This is a genomic window from Streptomyces scabichelini (assembly GCF_011045015.1).
GTDB lineage: Bacteria > Actinomycetota > Actinomycetes > Streptomycetales > Streptomycetaceae > Streptomyces > Streptomyces scabichelini.
Genome location: NZ_JAAKZY010000012.1, coordinates 19,432 through 34,595, shown reverse-complemented (window position 1 = coordinate 34,595; position 15,164 = coordinate 19,432). Strand labels below are relative to the sequence as shown.

General features: G+C 71.8%; 12 protein-coding genes. 7 read left to right on the top strand and 5 right to left on the bottom strand.

Features of this window, described 5'->3' with window-relative positions:
* Window positions 1-134: 134 nt before the first annotated feature.
* Together G5C60_RS06090 and G5C60_RS06085 are read right to left on the bottom strand one after the other, a co-directional pair.
* Window positions 135-2,480 carry a helix-hairpin-helix domain-containing protein gene (locus G5C60_RS06090; RefSeq protein WP_165255338.1) on the bottom strand — a complete coding sequence of 782 codons (2,346 nt, stop codon included), beginning with the start codon at window positions 2,478-2,480 and terminating at the stop codon, window positions 135-137.
* Complete coding sequence (locus G5C60_RS06085; protein WP_165255337.1) at window positions 2,477-3,460, bottom strand: aldo/keto reductase; 984 nt, start codon at window positions 3,458-3,460, stop codon at window positions 2,477-2,479. The genes G5C60_RS06090 and G5C60_RS06085 overlap by 4 nt, the downstream gene beginning before the upstream one ends.
* 151 nt (window positions 3,461-3,611) lie before the next feature.
* Here G5C60_RS06085 and G5C60_RS06080 point away from each other — a divergent pair, with 151 nt between their 5' ends.
* From G5C60_RS06080 to mshC, 6 genes are all read left to right on the top strand, one after another.
* Complete coding sequence (locus tag G5C60_RS06080; RefSeq protein ID WP_165255335.1) at window positions 3,612-4,667, top strand: LLM class F420-dependent oxidoreductase; 1,056 nt, start codon at window positions 3,612-3,614, stop codon at window positions 4,665-4,667.
* A gap of 223 nt (window positions 4,668-4,890) precedes the next feature.
* Entirely contained in the window at window positions 4,891-5,679 is a 789-nt protein-coding gene (locus tag G5C60_RS06075) for a ferritin-like domain-containing protein (RefSeq protein ID WP_165255333.1), read from the top strand.
* A 141-nt stretch (window positions 5,680-5,820) separates the two neighbouring features.
* Entirely contained in the window at window positions 5,821-6,507 is a 687-nt protein-coding gene (locus G5C60_RS06070; protein WP_165255330.1) for a histidine phosphatase family protein, read from the top strand.
* Between the two features lie 99 nt (window positions 6,508-6,606).
* Window positions 6,607-7,197: a DUF3090 family protein gene (locus tag G5C60_RS06065; RefSeq protein WP_165255328.1), complete on the top strand. Its 591-nt coding sequence runs from the start codon at window positions 6,607-6,609 to the stop codon at window positions 7,195-7,197.
* Window positions 7,161-7,973, top strand: coding sequence for an SCO1664 family protein (locus tag G5C60_RS06060; protein WP_206439142.1), 813 nt, complete (start codon window positions 7,161-7,163; stop codon window positions 7,971-7,973). Before G5C60_RS06065 ends, G5C60_RS06060 begins: the two co-directional genes overlap by 37 nt.
* Window positions 7,974-8,074: 101 nt before the next feature.
* On the top strand, window positions 8,075-9,304 hold the full coding sequence (gene mshC, locus G5C60_RS06055) for a cysteine--1-D-myo-inosityl 2-amino-2-deoxy-alpha-D-glucopyranoside ligase (RefSeq protein WP_165255323.1): 1,230 nt from the start codon (window positions 8,075-8,077) through the stop codon (window positions 9,302-9,304).
* Window positions 9,305-9,428: 124 nt separating this feature from the next.
* Here mshC and G5C60_RS06050 read toward each other — a convergent pair whose 3' ends face one another.
* Both G5C60_RS06050 and G5C60_RS06045 read right to left on the bottom strand, forming a co-directional pair.
* Window positions 9,429-10,052 carry a hypothetical protein gene (locus tag G5C60_RS06050; protein ID WP_241266543.1) on the bottom strand — a complete coding sequence of 208 codons (624 nt, stop codon included), beginning with the start codon at window positions 10,050-10,052 and terminating at the stop codon, window positions 9,429-9,431.
* A 73-nt stretch (window positions 10,053-10,125) separates the two neighbouring features.
* Window positions 10,126-11,874: a S8 family peptidase gene (locus tag G5C60_RS06045; RefSeq protein WP_165255319.1), complete on the bottom strand. Its 1,749-nt coding sequence runs from the start codon at window positions 11,872-11,874 to the stop codon at window positions 10,126-10,128.
* A 356-nt stretch (window positions 11,875-12,230) separates the two neighbouring features.
* Here G5C60_RS06045 and G5C60_RS06040 point away from each other — a divergent pair, with 356 nt between their 5' ends.
* Window positions 12,231-13,193, top strand: coding sequence for an NHL repeat-containing protein (locus tag G5C60_RS06040; RefSeq protein ID WP_165255317.1), 963 nt, complete (start codon window positions 12,231-12,233; stop codon window positions 13,191-13,193).
* A gap of 156 nt (window positions 13,194-13,349) precedes the next feature.
* Here the strand turns inward: G5C60_RS06040 and G5C60_RS06035 are convergent, their stop codons facing one another.
* A complete protein-coding gene (locus G5C60_RS06035) occupies window positions 13,350-14,369 on the bottom strand; it encodes a PAC2 family protein (protein ID WP_165255314.1) in 1,020 nt (339 codons plus the stop codon).
* Window positions 14,370-15,164 lie beyond the last annotated feature (795 nt).

Below are 15,164 nucleotides of genomic sequence, written 5' to 3'. Positions count from 1 at the left end.
GCGCTGTTCTTGGGGGCCGCGCCCCGCAAGGGGCGCAGCCCTTCAGGGGCGCGGGGCTGTATCAATTTCCTCCGGCGGCGGCCCGCCTGTCCGGGCGGGCCCTGTGAGCGCCGCGCCCGGCCCCCTGCCAGGGATCAGCCAGTCGTCGGGACCTGGGTCTTGAGCAGGGTGGGCAGGCGCGTGGAGCGGGGCTTGGCGGGGATTTCGGCCACCGCGCGCGGCAGGGCCTGTTCCACACCGTGGACGACGGAGAGGTGGCGCTCGGCGCGGCCGAAGGCCGTGTAGATCCAGGGCCTGGTCAGGGCCTGGGCGGCGTCGCCGGGCAGGACCACGACCGCGGCGGGCCAGCGCAGGCCGACCGCCTGATGCGCGGTGAGCGCCCAGCCATGGCGCACGGTCTGCTCGACCCGCTCCTTCGGTACGACGACGGGGGCGCCCGCACACTCCAGGTGCAGTCCCTCGGCGTCGGCCTTCACCACGCGGCCCGGAACCGTACGGCCGGGGGCGGGGGAGTAGGCGATCCGGTCGCCCGGGTCGAAGCCGCCGAAGCGGCCCGGGCCGGGGTTGAGCCGCTCCTTCAGCGCGACGTTCAACGCCCGGGTGCCCGCCGCGCCGCCATGGCCCGGAGTGATCACCTGGGTCTGCTCCGCCGGGATCCCGATGGCCCGCGGCACCGAGTCCGCGACCAGCTGCACGGTGCGGTGCACCGCCTCGCCGGCGTCGCGCACCGGGACGATCATCACCTCCTTGCCGGGGGCCTCCACCTGGTTCAGCTCGCCCACGCCGATGCCCGAGACCAGCTCACCGACCGGGCCGGGATCCGGTGTCCGCGAAACGACCTGGGGGCACACCCGTGCCGCGAGCAGATCGGCGAAGACCCGCCCCGGACCGGCCGACCACAGCACGCCGGGGTCACCGCTCAGCACGAGCCGCGCTCCGTCGGGCAGCGACTCGGCCAGCATCGCCGCGCTCTCCACGTCCAGCTGCGGTGCGTCCAGCACGACCAGCAGATCGGTCCTCAGCATGCCGTCCGCGTCCCGCCCCGGCCCCTCGGCCCCGGACAGCAGCCCGGCGACGGTGGTCACGGTTTCGCGGGGCTCGGCCGCGGGCTCCTGCTGCTCGGCCTGCGCGAGCAGGGCGGCGAACCGCTGCCGCCCGTCCACGCTGTGCGTGGCCGCGCACACCCGCAGCCCGAGCGCTCGGGCCGCGGCGACGAGGGCTGCCGGTTCCGCGCGGGACGCCTCGCCGCCGGTGTGGAGGACGAGGCCGTGGCCCGCGACGGCGCGGATCAGTTCGGCGGCGGAGCCGGTCGCGGCAGACTCCCAGTCCTTGGCCGAACCGTCTTCCTTGGGCAGGGAGTTGACCACCCGCGCGAGCCCGTCGGCGAGGCTCTCCTCGGCGAGTGCGTACCGCTCCAGGCCGATGAGGACACGGACCGGCCGCTCCTGCTCGCCCTCCTCGGCCTCGTCTTCGGACTGCCGGGGCGCCGCGGGCGCGCCGGGCTCGTCCAGCGCGTCCTGGAACACCAGGGCGTCGCCCTCGGCGATGGCGCTCTGCACGGCGGCGTCCGGGTCCGGCACCGAGCGCTGCGCGAGCGCCGCGCTGAGCGCCGCGGCTTCCAGGGCGGTGTGCCCGACGAGGGCCGCCTGCTCCAGGAGCCATACGGTGACCGCCCGGCCCCGCCGCTCGTCGTCAGGCCCGCACTCCGCGCCGAGCAGCGCGCGGGCGAACCCGTCCGCCTGCTCCGGCCGCACTCCGGCCACGCGCAGCAACTGCCAGGGGTCCTCACGCAGTTGTACGTCCGCGCCCTCCCCGAGGGCCGCGGTGACCTGCGGGGCCAGCGCGTCGGGTGCGCCGCCTTCGGCGAGTACGGCCCGTACGGCGGCGACGGCCTCGTCCGTCACCGGCGCGGCGGCGGACGAGGTCACGGGCTGCGGCCGCCGCACCGGCTCGGGCGCTGCCCTGCGCGGCGCCGACTCCTGCTCGCTGAAGAGGCTGCCCCCGGGCTTCTCGCCGCTTTCCACCGCACGCACGGCCGCGAGCAGGTCGGCCGCCGTCCCGCTCAGCTTCTTGCCGCTCTCGACGGGCCCCTGCTTCTCGGCCTTCCGCCGCTCGATCCGCTCCCGCAACTCCCGCTGGGCGGCCAACTCGGCCTCGGCCTCGGACGGCGCACCGCCCGCGTCGGCCTTCCCCTCCTCGCCCGAGGACCCCTCCTCGGAGTCCTCACCGCGGGCCGTGGCGCCCTGACTGTCGGCCGCCGCACGGCCCTCACCGGCCGCGCTTTCGGCGGCATCGCTGCCCTCGACGTCCTCTCGGTCGGCCGGGTCGGCGGCGTCCGCCGACCCCTCGCCCGCGGCGCCCTTCTCGGCCCCAGGCCCCTCGGCCCTGGCGCCCGAGTCGGCCCCCGGGCCCGCGTTCGGCGCCCCCGGCTCGGCTTCCTCCGTGGCAGCGGGCTCCGCGCCGGCGGGATCCGTGGTCACAGCGTGCTCCAGTCGTGATCGGGATAGCGGTGCACGGGCGCCGACACGTCGTCGAGCGCTCGGCAGATCTCGTCAGGAAGACTAAGGGTCTCCACTGACAACGCGGCCGTGAGCTGCAGTGCGTTCCGTGCGCCGATGATGGGGGCGGCGACTCCGGGCCGGTCGCGGACCCATGCGAGGGCCACCTGGAGCGGCGTCGCCGCGAGCCCGTCCGCGGCGGTCGTCACCGCGTCCACGATGCTGCTCGCCGCGTCGTCCAGATACGGCGCGACGAACGGCGCCAGATGCTCCGACGCACCCCGGGAATCGGCGGGCGTACCGTGCCGGTACTTTCCCGTCAGCACACCACGGCCCAGGGGAGAGGACGGGAGCAGCCCGATGCCCAGGTCCAGGGCCGCGGGCAGCACCTCGCGTTCGACGCCACGCTGCAGCAGCGAGTACTCCATCTGCGTACTGGACAGCCGCGTGCGTATCCCGGGTGCCGCGAGCTGCCAGGTCGCCGCCTTCGCGAGCTGCCAGCCGCAGAAGTTGGACACCCCGGCGTACCGTGCGCGACCGCTGCTGACCGCGAGGTCGAGGGCCTGCAGGGTCTCCTCCAGCGGCGTCTCACGATCGAAGGCGTGGACCTGCCAAAGATCCACATAGTCCGTGCCGAGCCGCGCGAGTGAGGCGTCGAGCGCGGAGAGCAGATGCCCGCGGGAACCGTCGAAGCGCCGGTCGGGATCGGGCACGCTGCCCGCCTTCGTCGAGATCACCAGATCCCGGCGGGGCACCAGCCCCTCCATGAGCTGCCCGAGCAGATACTCGGCCTCCCCGTCCCCGTACACGTCCGCCGTGTCGACGAGGGTCCCGCCCGCCTCCCAGAACGCCTTCAACAGGTCTGCGGCGTCGTGCTCGTCGGTGTCCCGGCCCCAGGTGAGGGTGCCGAGCCCGATCCGGGACACACGCAGGCCGGTACGGCCGAGATGCCTCTGCTCCATGTGGGCTGAGATTACTGGCCTGAAGTCAGTGCGGGGGAACCCTGTGGACAACGCGGGATCGCACGAGCCCGAACCCGTCCCTGCCGCCGGGCCCGGCGGCGCGCTAGGGTGCCGCACAAGGGACGTTACTGATCAGTAAGGGGAATCGGCCATGCAGCTCGGGATCAACCTCGGCTACTGGGGCGCCGGAATGGACGCGGACAATCTCGCCGTGGCCAAGGAGGCCGACCGCCTGGGCTACGCGGTCTGCTGGGCCGCCGAGGCCTACGGCTCCGACGCGGCGACCGTACTCACCTGGGTCGCCGCGCAGACCGAACGCATCGACGTCGGCTCGGCCATCTTCCAGATCCCGGCCCGTCAGCCCGCGATGACCGCGATGACCGCCGCGACCCTCGACTCGCTCTCCGGCGGCCGCTTCCGCCTCGGCCTCGGAGTCTCCGGACCGCAGGTCTCCGAGGGCTGGTACGGCGTCAAGTTCGACAAGCCACTGGCCCGCACCCGCGAGTACGTCGAGATCGTGCGGAAGGCCATGACGCGCGAGCGGCTCTCGTACGAGGGCGAGCACTGGACGCTGCCGCTGCCGGGCGGCCCGGGCAAGCCCATCAAGCTGACCGTGCACCCGCAGCGCGAGCACATCCCGCTCTACATCGCGGCGATCGGCCCCAAGAACCTGGAGCAGACCGGCGAGATCGCCGACGGCGCCCTGCTGATCTTCCCCTCCGCGGAACACCTGGCGGAGACCACGCTCCGGCATCTGCGCGCGGGCCGCGAGAAGGCCGGCGAGACGATGGACGGCTTCGACGTCTGCCCCACGCTGCCGCTCGCCGTCGGCGACGACAAGGACCTGACCACTCTCGCCGACACCTTCCGCCCGTACACCGCGCTGTACGTCGGCGGCATGGGCAGCCCCAAGCAGAACTTCTACAACCAGCTCGCCCGGCGCATGGGCTACGAGAAGGAAGCCGCGGAGATCCAGGACAAGTACCTCTCCGGCGACAAGCAGGGCGCCGCGACAGCCGTACCGCACGACCTGATCGACAAGACGGCCCTGCTGGGCTCGGTGGACCGCATCGCCGACCGGATGAAGGCGTACGCCGCTGCCGGAGTCACCACCCTGAGCCTGGCCCCCGCGGGCTTCACACTCGACGAGCGCCTCGCCTCGCTCCGCGCCGGCACGGAGGCCCTCGAACGCGCGGGACTGGCGTAACACCGGATCGACCACCGGAGGTTTTGGCGGCCGTGGTGGGGGCTCGGGGGGTCTTCCCCGCCACGGCCGTCACGGGGACCAACGCGTCACAGTCCCCGCGGTTACGCGTCCCACAGGCCCTTGACGTCCATCGTTCGGCGGATTTGTCCGACACAGATGTTGCCGCACCCCTGACAGCGCATTTGACTCGTTCTTTGCGGAGTTCTGCATGGAAGGGGCAGTGATGCTTTCGGCCAAGAGTCTGTTCCAGGAGATCCTCGACAACGACGAGTCGTTCCGGCTCTTCTGTTCCATCGCCGCCAGCGGAGAGTCACAGGGGGGCTGGGAGAACGCGCGCATCGCGGCCCTCGTGCCGCAGAGCGAGCGCGCCCTCGCACCCAAGATCACCCGGCACGGCGCGGACGAGGACAAGCACGGGCGGATCTTCAACGCCCTCCTGAAGAAGCGCGGTCTGCAGCCCGCCGAGGTCCCGCCGGAAACCGACTACACGATGATCCTGGAGAGGCACGGCATCGGCCTCGCCCACGACAGGCTCAAGAGCGACGAAGCGCTCACCGTGCAGGACATCGTCACCTACCTCGCGCACAGCAGGGTCACCGAGCAGCGCGCCTCCGAGCAGATGGAGCTGCTGCGCAAGCACTTCGCCGAGCACCCGGACATCGGCCGCGCGGTCAGGATGATCTCGAACGACGAGGACAACCACCTCGCGTACTGCCACGAGGAGCTGCTGCGCTTCGCGGCCGCCGGGCACGGCCGGGCCATCCAGCGGACGCTGCGGGAATCCGCGCTCGCCGAGATCCGGATCTACCGGGACGTCAGCCTCGCCGTGATGGACCACATGGGGCGCATCCTCGGCTGGCCCAGGGCCAAGGCCGCGGTCCTCGCCGCGGGCATCCACGCGGTGTACGCGTACGAGCGCCTGGGCGGCTGGCGCCGGATGGTCTCACTGAAGATGCCGGAACGCCGCGACGCCCTGGGCGGGCCGGCTTCGGCAGCACCCGAGTTCGCGTAACGGCGTGACCCACGCGCGCGTGCCGCTCCGTACGAGGCACGAGTACGGGGCACGCGCGCGTGGAGCCGGAAAAGTGGCCCTGCGGAACTCCAGGGCCTCCCGGCCCGTGGCGCGTTCCAGCAGCGGCTTACGCTGGGCGGCATGCCCACGCTGATCCTTGTCCGGCACGGACGTTCCACCGCCAACACCGCGGGACTGCTCGCCGGGTGGACGCCCGGCGTCGCCCTCGACGAGCGTGGCGCCGAGCAGGCCGCCGCGCTGCCCGGGCGGCTCGCCGGGCTGCCGCTCTCCGAGATCGTCACCAGCCCCTTGCAGCGCTGCCAGGAGACCCTGCGTCCCCTGCTCGACGCGCGGCCCGGGTTGCGGGCGCACACCGAGGAGCGCATCGGGGAGTGCCACTACGGCGACTGGTCGGGCCGCAAGCTCGCCGAGCTGACGGACGAGCCGCTGATGGAGGTCGTACAGACGCATCCGTCCGCCGCGGCGTTCCCCGGCGGCGAGTCGATGCGGGCGATGCAGACGCGGGCCGCCGAGGCCGTACGCGAGTGGAACGCGCGCGTGGAGCGCGATCACGGCGCCGACGCCGTGTACCTCATGTGCTCGCACGGCGACATCATCAAGTCCCTCGTCGCGGACGCACTCGGGCTTCATCTGGACCTCTTCCAGCGGATCTCTGTAGAACCGTGTTCCATCACCGCGATCCGCTACACACGGCTGCGGCCGTTTCTCGTACGCCTCGGGGACACCGGCGATTTCTCGTCCCTCGCGCCGCGCGAGGAGCCCCCGGGCGGCGATGCCACAGTCGGTGGCAGTGCGGGCGCACCGTGATCGTCAGCCGCAGTAGGGTGAAGCGGTCGAAGCAGCGCAGCAGTTGTCAGCAGCAGACGCAGTCGATGGCAGAAGCACTCGATCCAATGGAGACAGGACGTGTCCCGTCAGGTGTACCTCTACGACCCACCGGACCGTTTCGTGGCCGGTACGGTCGGGCTGCCCGGGCGCCGGACCTTCTTCCTGCAGGCCACCGCCGGGCCCCGGGTGACCAGTGTGGCTCTGGAGAAGACGCAGGTGGCGGCGCTCGCCGAGCGCATGGACGAGCTTCTCGACGAGGTCGTACGGCGTACGGGAGGCAGTGCGGCCGTCCCGGCGATGGCCCCGGCGGAGGTCTCCGACACCGAACCTCTCGAAACTCCCGTGGAGGAGGAGTTCCGGGTCGGCACCATGGCGCTGGCCTGGGACGGTGACGAGCAGCGCATGATCGTCGAGGCGCAGGCGCTCGTGGAGCTGGACGCCGACTCCGAGGAGGACCTCGCCGCCGCCGAGGAAAGGCTCCTGCAGGACGAGGAGAACGGTCCCCCGATGCTGCGGGTCCGCCTCACCGGCGCCCAGGCAAGGGCCTTCGCCAAGCGCGCCCTCGACGTGGTCAACGCGGGCCGGCCGCCCTGCCCGCTGTGCAGTCTCCCGCTCGATCCGGAAGGACACGTATGTCCGCGCCAGAACGGATACCGCCGCGAGGCGTGACCACGGCCGAGCTGCTCACCGAGGGCGAGCTGACGGTACGCGGACAGATTCGTGAGGCCTCGAACGCGGTGCTGCTGTGCGACGTGACGTACGAGGGCCGCACGGAGCCCTGCGTCTACAAGCCGGTCGCCGGCGAGCGTCCGCTGTGGGACTTCCCCGACGGGACCCTCGCCCAGCGGGAGGTCGCGGCGTACGAGGTGTCCGAGGCGGCCGGCTGGGGGCTCGTTCCCCCCACCGTGCTGCGCGACGGACCGTACGGCGAGGGCATGTGCCAGCTGTGGATCGAGCCGGTACCCGGTGCCGAACTGCTCGCGCTGGTCGACGCGGAGGAGCCCGGCGACGGCTGGAAGGCCGTCGGGTTCGCCGAGGTCGGTGAGGGGCGTACGGCGCTGCTCGTGCACGCCGACGACGAGCGGCTGCGCAGGCTCGCCGTACTCGACGCCGTGATCAACAACGCGGACCGCAAGGGCGGGCATCTCCTGCCCACCGGTGACGGGCGGCTGTACGGCATCGACCATGGGGTCACCTTCAACGCCGAGAACAAGCTGCGGACGCTGCTGTGGGGCTGGGCGGGGGAGAAGCTCACCGCGGAGGCCGTCGAGGTTCTCGGGGGACTCAAGGAAGCCCTGGACGGGGCACTGGGCCTGCGGCTGGCCGAGCTGATCACGTCGGCGGAACTCGACGCCACGCGCGCGCGTGTCGCCGATCTGCTCACCATCGGGCGGCATCCGGAACCCTCGGGGGAGTGGCCCGCGATTCCGTGGCCGCCCGTATAGCGGGGCAATGCGGACGGCAGTCGCGCACGCAAGAGCGCCCTCCCGGCCATCGGGCCTGATGCGGTTCGTATACGGAACATCCGTCCGGTTAGGCTCAAGACATGTATGCCTGGCCCGCTTCTGAGGTCCCCGCCCTGCCTGGACAGGGCCGCGACCTCCGGATCCACGACACCGCGACCGAGGGTCTGATCACCCTCGATCCCGGCCCTGTCGCCCGTATCTACGTCTGCGGCATCACCCCGTACGACGCGACCCACATCGGTCATGCGGCGACCTACAACGCGTTCGACCTCGTTCAGCGCGTGTGGCTCGACACCAAGCGGCAGGTTCACTACGTCCAGAACGTGACGGACGTCGACGATCCGCTTCTCGAGCGCGCGGCGCGGGACCGCGTCGACTGGGTCGGGCTCGCCGAGAAGGAGACCGCCCTTTTCCGCGAGGACATGACCGCCCTGCGGATGCTGCCGCCGAAGCAGTACATCGGCGCCGTCGAGGCCATACCCGGGATCGTCCCGCTCGTCGAGCGGCTGCGGGACGCCGGGGCCGCGTACGAGGTCGAGGGCGACATCTACTTCTCCGTCGAGGCCGACCCGCACTTCGGGAAGGTGTCCAACCTGGACGCCGCCACGATGCGGCTGCTGTCCGCCGAGCGCGGTGGCGACCCGGAGCGTCCGGGCAAGAAGAACCCGCTCGACCCGATGCTGTGGATGGCCGCCCGGGAGGGCGAGCCGAGCTGGGACGGCGGTTCGCTCGGCCGGGGCAGGCCCGGCTGGCACATCGAATGCGTCGCGATCGCGCTCGACCACCTGGGCATGGGCTTCGACGTGCAGGGCGGCGGCTCCGACCTCGTCTTCCCGCACCACGAGATGGGTGCCTCCCACGCGCAGGCGCTGACCGGCGAGTTCCCCATGGCCAAGGCGTACGTGCACGCGGGCATGGTCGCGCTGCACGGCGAGAAGATGTCCAAGTCCAAGGGCAACCTGGTCTTCGTGTCGAAGCTGCGGCGCGACGGAGTCGACCCGGTGGCCATCCGGCTCGCCCTGCTCTCGCACCACTACCGGGCCGACTGGGAGTGGACCGACCAGGTCCTTCAGGACGCCCTCGCCAGGCTCGACCGCTGGCGGGCCGCCGTGTCGCGGCCCGACGGACCGTCCGCCGACGCGCTCGTCGAGGAGATCCGCGAGGCCCTCGCGAACGACCTGGACGCGCCTGCCGCCCTCGCGGCCGTCGACCGCTGGGCCGCCCGCCAGCAGGAACAGGGCGGTACGGACGAGGGCGCCCCCGGCGTCGTATCGCGGGCCGTGGACGCGCTCCTCGGGGTGGCCCTGTAACCCCCGGCCCGTAACCCCTCCGCGGAAACGCTGCGCGGAACGCTTCGCGGAAACGCTTCGCGCACAGACAGGCGCCGGGCGGGTCATCTCCCGCCCGGCGCCCTCTGTGCCGTGCCGCCGCTCGCTACTTGTTCACGATGACGGCCTGGATGGCGTTGCTGTTGGACTCGTAGATCCCGATGACCTGCTGCCCGAAGGCGAAGGCCTCCTGGACCTCGTCATGCGTCACCTGGTTGGGGTTCACCAGAGGACGCCAGCCCTGGTTGATGTACAGGTACAGGATCTGCGGCTGGCCCGGGAGCGGTGTGACGACGTCCCAGAAGTGCTCGGCCACACCGCTCACCAGCGCCTGGGCCTCGGCCGCGGTCCGCAGGACCAGCGGCTGGCCCTGCTGTTGCTGCCCGCCGAGCTGCTGGAGCAGCTGCTGGAACGGCTGCTGCTGACCGAGCTGCTGGAGCTGCTGCTGCAGGTGCTGCGGAAGCTGCTGCTGACCCATGCCCTGCTGCGTGCTCATGCCCATGCCCTGCTGCGTGCCCATGCCCATGCCCTGCTGGCCGAACGGCTGCTGCGCCATGCCCTGTTGCCCGAACGGCTGCTGCGCCATGCCCTGTTGCCCGAACGGCTGCTGCTGCTGGCCGAAGCCCTGCTGCTGCCCGTACTGCTGCGGCTGCGGCGGAGCCGTGCTCGGGCCCTGCTGGCCCTGCTGACCTTGCTGTCCCTGTTGGCTCATCTGCGGGGTGGTGCTCATGCGGGTGCCACCTTCCCTCAATGGTTGGGGCAATGGTTGGGGTGAATCGTCGACGAGCGCGTCGAGCGGGTCCTCAGCCTGTGACCACCAGGCCGACGATCTCGTCGTCCGAGAACCACACACGAACGTCGGGCCGTCCTCCCGCGAAGGCGGCGTGCACCGCCTGGCGGATCTCAGGGGACGGGTTGTTCAGACTGCGCCAGTCACCGGCCACGAACAGCCGGAGCCTGGGCGGAAGTTCACGCGGATACGGCAGCAGCTCGTCCCAGTACCGCTCGGCCTGGCCCGAGCCGACCGCCTCCGGCAGCAGATGGGCGACCGCTGCCTTGATGTCGGGCCGGTTGCCGATCCGCTGCGAGGCGGGCCGGCCCGGCGCGTCCTGCTGCTGGGAGCCGGTGGCCCGCAGCACCTGGCGCGCACGCTCCGGGGACATCGGCTGCTGCCCCGCCGCCTTGAGCATGCCCTGCAGCGAGGCCAGGGCGCCGACCACCACCGGGGAGGCGGAGGAGGTCCCGGAGAACGTGTCCGTGAACCAGGCGATCTCCTCGGCGCCGCCCTGCAGATCGCCGGGCCGGTCCCAGAAGCCGCCCGTCGTCGTGACCTCACGGCCCCAGCCCTGCGCGTCCACACGCGCCCCGTAGTTGGAGAACGCGAGGCGTGAGCGGTCCGGGCCGTGGTCACGGCCGTGCGTGCCGGGCGGCGGGGCGCCCGCACCGACCAGGACCGCGCCGGACGACCGGTTGGAGGGGTTGAACGGGTTGCGCCACCACTCGGGGAATTCGTCGGGGCGACGCTCGTACACCGCGTCGTCCAGCGACTCGCCGCCGTTGCCCGCGGCCGCCACCACGATGACGCCCTTGGCGGTCGCGTACCGGATGGCCGCGAAGTCGTCAGGCCACCACTCGAGCGCGATGTAGCCGCGCTGGTCGTCGCGCACCTCGAAGTCGAACCGCGGCCCGGGGCGGTGCAGTTCGATCAGGATGATGTCGCCGGGGCTCAGCCGGTCGGCCGCCGCGTGGATCGTGGCCGCGGTGCCGAGGTCCTGGAAGGACGCGGCCGCGGTCAGGGCGTCCGGCACGATGCCGGTGATCCCGTACTCGTTGCGGTCGCCGCCGATCACGCCGATGACGGCGGTGCCGTGGTTGCGCCAGGCCAGGTCCTGGATCGGTGTGCCGACCACGACGCCCGCGAGCTTCGCGGACAGGTCCTCGTGGCCGAGCTGCCAGGCCCCCTCGACGTCGATGACGGTGACGCCCTGGCCGGAACCGCCGGGCCGCTGCCAGGCCCAGTAGGCGTCCACTCCCTCGGGCGCGGGGCGCAAGTAGCCCTGGCGGCTGGTGAAGTCGGGCGTGACCGGGGCGCCTTCCTTGCGCCGCCGGCTCTCGTCGGTGCTCTGGCCGACGGATCCCACCGAGGCCGGCACGGCGCCCGGCTTCACGTACGCCGTGGCGATCTCCGGCAGCGCCGCGATCCGCGAACGCAGCTCCTGCGCCCGGCTCTCGACGCCGCGAACCCGGTAGAAGAGTCCCAGGTCGGGGGCCGACTCGGCGCCGGCCACCGGTGGCTGCACACCGGACTGCAAGCGTTCCTCGCTGCCGAACAGCGGCTCCAGGGCGAGCTGTTCGTCACTGAGGAACATGTTGAGCGCCGATACGTCGGCGCCGGCCGCCGAACGGACCCCTTCGGCCTCGGCGCGCAGCCGGGCCTCGGGCCGTGCGACGACGATCAGTTCCTGCTCGGCTCCTCGGTAGGTGAATCCCGCGCCGTCGGGCCCCGGCCCGGACGCTCCCGGGCCCTGCGCCGGCTGTACCTGGTCGGTCATCGCGTGCCGCTCCCTTCGGTCCGTGCAGGTGCTGGATGGGTCGTGATGCGTCCTCGTCGATCCGTTTCCGTACGTCGATCGGTTTCCGTGCCGTTTCCCCCGGCCGTTCCGGTCCGTTTCCTCCGGTCGTTCCCGCGAGGCACAACCTGGCACGCCGGAGGCGACTCGTCCACCCCCGAGTTCGTCAACTGTGTTTGAAAACAAGTTGAATTGGGAACCCCGTGCAATCCGTCCGGAAAACGATGTCACGTAACAATCCGGCCAAAGGCTGCGGAGACGTCTGTCATGTGATGGGGTGACAGCGTCTGTTGACCGATTGGCCGACCACCGGTCGGCCCCTTGTGTGAGGACGTTTCATGGACCGTTCCTTCGCACGTCGAAGACTTCTCACGGCAGCCGCGGCCATGGGGGGCGCGGCATTCCTCGGCGGCACCGCACATGCCGCAGGCACCGGCCGCGCGACCGAACAGCGTTGGCCCACCCGGTTCCTGTTGCCGAACGGCTTCCAGCCCGAGGGCATCGCCATCGGCTCCCGCCCGCAGGCGTACTTCGGATCTCTCGCGAACGGCGACATCTACCGGGCGAGCCTTGTCACCGGGCGCGGCGCCGTCATCAGCAAGGGCCTCGGGGCCGAACACCCCTCAGTCGGGGTGAAGATCGACCGGAACGGCACGCTCTTCGTCGCGGGCGGCACGAGCGGCGAGCTGCGGACGGTCGACGCCCGCAGCGGGGAACTCGAGAAGGTGTACGCCGTCGGGGGCTCGGGCTCCTTCGTGAACGACGTGATCCTCACGCCGGACGCCGCCTGGTTCACCGACTCGTTCGCGCCGCGGCTCTACCGGCTCGCGCTCGGCAAGCACGGCAAGCACGGAGCCGTCACCACCGTGCCGCTGAGCGGCGACTGGGAGCAGGGCCCCGATTTCACGGCCAACGGCATCGAGCGCACTCCGGACGGCAGTGCCCTGCTCGTGGTCAACATCTTCATGGACGGCGGCACTCTGATGCGGGTCGACCCGCGCACCGGAAGCGCCCGCGCCGTCGACTTGGGCGGGGCCAGAGTGCCCAACGGGGACGGCCTGTTGCTGCTCGGGCGGACCCTCTATGTCGTCCAGCAGCAGCAGAACGCGATCGACGTGTTCCGGCTGAACGCCTCCGGGACCAAGGGCACGGCGATCACCCGCATCACCGACCCGCGCTTCCGGATCCCGACGACGGTCGCGGCCTGGGGCGACCGGCTGTATCTGCCGAACGCCCGCTTCGACGTCGAGCAGCCCACGCCGGACACGGAGTACGACGTGGTGGCGGTGCCGAAGGTCTGACCGCCGCGGAACCGGCTTCAGGACCGACCGAGGGCGGTGCGTCGCGCGCGCACCGCCCTCGGTCGGTCCTTCCGGTCATTCCGGTTCTTCCGGTTCGGTTTCTCCGACGAGAGGTTCCGTCCTACGACGAGAACGCTCAGTCCCCGAGAGGACTCCTCAGTCCTCCGACGAGTCCTCGGACGAAGACGGGCCCTCGGACGAAGACGGGCCCTCGTCCTCGGCTCCCGGCCGCTGCGGCTTCGGCGGTCGATTCCGGCCGCCCGGGTTGTCACGGAGGAAAGGGGCGTCGCCGCTCTCCGTGGCGTGTCCGCCGGCCTGGCCCGCCGCCGGGCCGTTGCCGTCCCGCCGCCGCAGATAGCGCTCGAACTCGCGGGCGATCGCGTCGCCCGACGCCTCGGGAAGCTCGGCGGTGTCCCGGGCCTCCTCCAGCGACTGCACGTACTCGGCGACCTCGCTGTCCTCCGCGGCCAGCTGGTCCACGCCCAACTGCCAGGCCCGCGCGTCCTCGGGCAGCTCGCCCAGCGGGATGCGCATGTCGATGAGGTCTTCCAGGCGGTTGAGGAGGGCCAGCGTCGCCTTGGGGTTCGGCGGCTGCGAGACGTAGTGCGGCACCGCCGCCCACAGGCTGACGGCCGGTACGCCCGCGTGTGTGCACGCCTCCTGGAGGATGCCGACGATGCCGGTGGGGCCCTCGTACTTGGTCTCCTCCAGGTCCATGGTGCGGGCCAGGTCCGCGTCGGACGTGACCCCGCTGACCGGGACCGGACGCGTGTGCGGGGTGTCACCGAGCAGGGCGCCCAGGATCACGACCAGCTCCACGCCCAGCTCGTGGGCGAAGCCCAGGATCTCGTTGCAGAACGAGCGCCAGCGCATGGACGGCTCGATACCGCGGACCAGCACCAGGTCCCGGGGCTTCTCGCCGCCGACCCGGACCACCGACAACCTTGTCGTCGGCCACGTGATCTTGCGTACGCCGCCGTCCAGCCACACGGTCGGGCGGTTGACCTGGAAGTCGTAGTAGTCCTCGGCGTCGAGCGCCGCGAAGACCTCGCCCTTCCACTCCCTGTCGAGATGCGCGACCGCGGTGGAGGCGGCGTCGCCGGCGTCGTTCCAGCCCTCGAACGCGGCCACCATGACCGGGTCGACCAGCTCGGGAACCCCCTCGAGCTCGATCACCCAGTGCCTCCTTCCGACGTTGCCTCGCGTACGCCCCAACCTTACGGCGTGTACACCGGGCGCTCGCAGCCCCCTTGCACGGGGGAGTGAACGCATCACTGCCCCGATCGCCACCCCGGAACACCCGTCAGTCATCCGAGCTGTCTCCGAGTGACTGACCATCCGGTTTCACCCGCTCGTGGGGTCCGCCGATTCGGCACCCGGTGCCGGGCGCGTGCGGGACTCTCCGTCGGGTGAACGGAGTTGCCCCAAGGTCACGTGTGCGGCCGGCCGGGATCGTCTGTCTGTCACTGCTGGGCGCGGGAACCGTGGGATCCCTGTTGGTCGCCCCGCACCTGGACGACCCGGCGTCCGTGCTTGCCGCGCTGCTGCCGAGCGGCGCCGGTGCCTATCTGGCCAGGAGCGCCAGACCCGGGCTCCGGCAAGACGATGATGCTCGTACGGCTCCTGCTGTCGCTGATCGAGCGCCGGCAGGCGGGCGAGCCGGTCCCCGTCCTCTTCCCGGTCGCCTCCGGGGATTCCCGCCGCGCTGGATCTGCGGAGCTGGATGGAGCGGAAGCTCGTCCAGGACTACGCGGAGCTGGGCGCCCGTCGCGCCGGAGTCGTACGGGTCCGCCACCCGCGCCGCGATGCTGCTGGACCGGCGGCTGATCCTGCCGGTGCTCGACGGCTTCGACGGACTTCCCACCACCGTGGCCGCGATGGCGCCGCACGGCATCAACGAGGCACTGCCGTACGGGTGCGGGTTGGTGCTGCCCAGCCGCCCGCCCGAGTACCGGGCCGCGCTCCGGCCGC

Excerpts from the sequence above, each read along its gene's own strand:
- G5C60_RS06070 (WP_165255330.1), top strand. The coding sequence starts at position 5,821 with ATGCCCACGCTGATCCTTGTCCGGCACGGACGTTCCACCGCCAACACC.
- G5C60_RS06040 (WP_165255317.1), top strand. The coding sequence starts at position 12,231 with ATGGACCGTTCCTTCGCACGTCGAAGACTTCTCACGGCAGCCGCGGCC.
- mshC (WP_165255323.1), top strand. The coding sequence starts at position 8,075 with ATGTATGCCTGGCCCGCTTCTGAGGTCCCCGCCCTGCCTGGACAGGGC.
- G5C60_RS06060 (WP_206439142.1), top strand. The coding sequence starts at position 7,161 with ATGTCCGCGCCAGAACGGATACCGCCGCGAGGCGTGACCACGGCCGAG.
- G5C60_RS06080 (WP_165255335.1), top strand. The coding sequence starts at position 3,612 with ATGCAGCTCGGGATCAACCTCGGCTACTGGGGCGCCGGAATGGACGCG.
- G5C60_RS06050 (WP_241266543.1), bottom strand. The coding sequence starts at position 10,052 with ATGAGCACCACCCCGCAGATGAGCCAACAGGGACAGCAAGGTCAGCAG.
- G5C60_RS06045 (WP_165255319.1), bottom strand. The coding sequence starts at position 11,874 with ATGACCGACCAGGTACAGCCGGCGCAGGGCCCGGGAGCGTCCGGGCCG.
- G5C60_RS06075 (WP_165255333.1), top strand. The coding sequence starts at position 4,891 with ATGCTTTCGGCCAAGAGTCTGTTCCAGGAGATCCTCGACAACGACGAG.
- G5C60_RS06085 (WP_165255337.1), bottom strand. The coding sequence starts at position 3,460 with ATGGAGCAGAGGCATCTCGGCCGTACCGGCCTGCGTGTGTCCCGGATC.